This is a genomic window from Paenibacillus sp. OT2-17, assembly GCF_009827695.1.
GTDB classification, from domain to species: Bacteria; Bacillota; Bacilli; order Paenibacillales; family Paenibacillaceae; genus Paenibacillus; species Paenibacillus polymyxa_B.
Genome location: NZ_WUDQ01000442.1, coordinates 1 through 3,116, shown reverse-complemented (window position 1 = coordinate 3,116; position 3,116 = coordinate 1). Strand labels below are relative to the sequence as shown.

3 protein-coding genes and 1 pseudogene are annotated in these 3,116 nt (G+C 40.9%); all 4 read left to right on the top strand.

All coding sequences use genetic code 11. The features are described from left to right. On the top strand, nt 1-1,164 hold a 1,164-nt coding region (locus GRP75_RS22745; protein WP_160790438.1), incomplete at its 5' end, for a glycoside hydrolase family 1 protein. A gap of 253 nt (nt 1,165-1,417) precedes the next feature. After that, the gene (locus GRP75_RS22740; RefSeq protein WP_068938728.1) at nt 1,418-2,005 is read left to right on the top strand and encodes a sugar O-acetyltransferase; all 588 of its coding nucleotides are present in this window, start codon (nt 1,418-1,420) and stop codon (nt 2,003-2,005) included. Between the two features lie 154 nt (nt 2,006-2,159). Beyond that, nucleotides 2,160-2,710: pseudogene (gene yfcE, locus GRP75_RS22735) on the top strand (phosphodiesterase). Nucleotides 2,711-2,828: 118 nt separating this feature from the next. After that, the coding region (locus GRP75_RS22730) for an agmatine deiminase family protein (protein ID WP_160790437.1) at nt 2,829-3,116 on the top strand (288 nt) is incomplete at its 3' end.

Genomic DNA, 3,116 nt, shown 5'->3' with positions numbered 1-3,116 from the left:
GCATGGTCACGTATTTTCCCTAAAGGTGACGAACTGGAGCCTAACGAAAAAGGCTTGCAATTTTATGATGATTTGTTTGATGAACTTCACAAATATGGAATTGAGCCACTCGTTACATTATCTCACTATGAAACACCTTTACATTTGTCCAGAGAATACGATGGTTGGGTAAACCGTAAGCTTGTTGATTTTTATGAGCGCTATGCTACAACTGTATTTAATCGCTACAAAGATAAAGTTAAATACTGGTTGACTTTCAATGAAATCAACTCCATTCTTGAAGCACCATTCATGAGTGGAGGAATTAGCACACCAAAAGATCAACTTAGTGAGCAAGATCTTTATCAAGCTATTCACCATGAGCTTGTAGCGAGTGCAAGAGCAGTAAAAATCGGTCATCAGATCAACCCTGATTTCAAAATTGGCTGTATGGTGCTGAGCATGCCTACTTATCCGCTGACACCTAATCCGGACGATGTGATTGCTGCGATGGAATTTGATCACAGAAACATGGCATTTGCCGATATTCACGCAAGAGGTCAATACCCAGGTTACATGAAACGTTTCTTTAAAGAAAACGGAATTTCTATTCACTTTGAACCAGGTGATGCCGAAGATTTGAAGCATACCGTTGATTTTATCTCGTTCAGCTATTATATGAGTACTTGTGAGACAGCTGACGAAGCTAAAAAAGTCAAAGGTAAAGGTAACATCCTTGGTGGTGTCAGCAATCCGCATCTCGAGGCAAGTGAGTGGGGCTGGCAAATTGATCCGCAAGGTCTGCGTTATGTCCTGAATACGTTCTATGATCGCTTCCAAAAACCACTGTTCATCGTTGAAAATGGCCTGGGCGCCGTTGATGAACTGATCACGAATGAAAAAGGCGAGAAAACGGTTGAAGATGACTACCGGATCAACTACCTGAATGATCATTTGGTTCAAGTTGGAGAAGCTATTGAAGACGGAGTAGAGGTTTTGGGCTACACGTCTTGGGGATGTATTGACCTTGTCAGCGCATCGACCGCTCAGCTTAAAAAACGTTATGGCTACATTTACGTAGACCGTCATGATGATGGCAGCGGTACACTTGAAAGATATCCGAAGAAATCGTTCCATTGGTACAAAGAAGTTATTGCTACGAACGGTGAAAGCTTGAAACGTTAATTTATAAATAAACCAGTGATTAAGTATTAAATTTAAAATGAAGGCTTATAGATAGCGATCGCTTAGGGGTATTAGCAACCGGGTTACAAGCTGAGGACGAAAGAGCTTTCATGAATGATTCGTAAGCGTTATTTATTGGTAATTGATGATAAATAGATTGGACAAATATTAATCATTGAGTTATATTAATACTTATTAAAACATCAATAATAACTATGTGATATCTAAGTAAATAAGCAAAGCGAGGATGGACATGACAGAAAAAGAAAGATCACAACTAGGACTCCTATACAATGCTAATTATGATGAAGAGTTAATTGAAGAACGTTTACACGCTAAAGTTCTCTGCCACGAATATAATCAGCTCCATCCTAGAAATATCGAAGAACGAGAAACACTCATCAAAACTTTACTTGGGAAAACAACTGATAGATTCTTGATTGAGCAACCTTTCGTATGTGACTATGGCTATAACATTGAAATTGGTGAAAATTTCTATAGTAACCATAATCTAGTTTTGCTTGATGGGGCAAAAATCGTTTTTGGTGATCATGTGTTTGTTGCTCCTAACTGCGGATTTTATACTGCGGGTCATGCTCTTGATGTAGAACAACGTAATGAGGGATTGGAGATTGCATTTCCAATTACAGTCGGTAATAATGTGTGGATCGGTGGTAATGTCAGCGTTCTGCCTGGTGTTACTATAGGCGATAACTCCATTATCGGTGCAGGAAGTGTTGTTACCAAAGATATCCCTTCTGGTGTGATTGCTGCTGGAAACCCTTGCACGGTAATCCGTAAAATCTCCGAAGATGATAAGACCAAGTATAAAAGGAACTAACAATAAACTACAGCTCACTCGGAGCTGTAGTTTATTTTCTTAAAAGAGTATTATCAAACGAGAGAAAATTTTTGCACAGATTTGTTCAGGGAATAATGCAATAATGTACTTAAGTGGAATGTTTTTTAGCCTATTCAGAAAGGAAAGAACAATCATGAAATTGATGTTTATTTCAGATATTCACGGCTCGCTGCACTGGTTGCAATTGGCACTGGAAAAGTTCAGGGAGGAGAAAGCCGATCGTCTTGTCTTGCTCGGAGATTATATGTACCACGGACCACGTAATCCGTTACCAGAAGGGTATAATCCGGCAGAAGTGGCCGCTCTGCTGAATAAGTACAAGTCCCACATTGCGGTTTCTGTGCGCGGGAATTGCGATGCAGAGGTGGATCAGATGCTACTTGAGTTTCCTATGATGGGTGATTATGCTTGGCTGTACCATGAAGGACGGAGAATCTATGTCACGCACGGACATGGCTTTAGTATCGGAAATTTACCACCACTGGAAGCGGGAGATGTGTTCATCCAGGGACATACTCATATTCCGGTAGCGGATGTGGAAAATGGGGTCTTTATACTGAACCCCGGTTCGATCTCGCTGCCAAAAGATAACTATCCATCCTCTACGGTGTGCTGGAGGGAGCACATTTCACTGTGAAGGATTTTGATGGGAATACGGTGAAAGCAATCACGTTTTCAAAGTAATTTACCCAAATGTGATTGTAAATTATTAAAACTTTTCCGCTTCGATTGAGACAAAGATCATATTATTGTATGATAGGAGCGGAGTCTACATTATGAAAAAGAAAGAGAGCTTCAATACATGCAAATTAAGGATTCACATTATAAGATGCCGCCTGAATGGGCGCCACATGAACGCACGTATATTTCTTGGCCTGTAAAATCTTCAATGGTTTACCCGAATATGCATGCTGATGTATGCAAGGGCTATGCCGGAATTGTACGCGCCATGGCGGAATTTGAACCAGTTACTGTGGTCGTAAATCCGGATGATCTGGAGAGCGTTAAGGCGCTTGAACTTGGGGAACGTGTAGAACTGCTGCCGATTGAACACAGCGATGCGTGGCTGCGTGACAATGGCCCTACTGTT